Below are 398 nucleotides of genomic sequence, written 5' to 3' on the forward strand. Positions count from 1 at the left end.
ACGTGACGGAACGCAATCTGGAGATCTTCCAGCGCCTCAATGGCCGCAAGGGCAAGGGGACCCTGCGCCATGTGCTGGATGACACCATGACGCCCATGGGCGGCCGTCTGCTGGAAGACATGCTGCGGCATCCATGGCGCGAGGCGGCCCCCATCCTGGCCGTACAGGACGCCGTGGCCCTGCTGCACGATGACGACAACCGCCGGGCCCTGTTGCGGGAAGCTCTGAAGGACGTCTATGACCTGGAGCGCCTGTCCACGCGCGTGACGGTCAACCGGGCCACCCCGCGGGACTTCATTGCCCTCGGCAACAGTCTTGCGGCCCTGCCCGCCGTTCTGGCGGCCCTGACGCAGCCCTTGGACGGGAAGTATCCGCTGCCGGGGCAGGAGAACGGGGAG

General features: G+C 67.6%; 1 pseudogene. It reads left to right on the top strand.

Annotated features, from left to right (window positions below):
• Positions 1–398: pseudogene (locus JWG43_RS19085) on the top strand (DNA mismatch repair protein MutS); the annotation flags it as partial.

Origin of the sequence: Desulfobulbus alkaliphilus (genome assembly GCF_016918545.1) — a bacterium.
In the GTDB taxonomy this organism is placed as follows: domain Bacteria; phylum Desulfobacterota; class Desulfobulbia; order Desulfobulbales; family Desulfobulbaceae; genus Desulfobulbus; species Desulfobulbus alkaliphilus.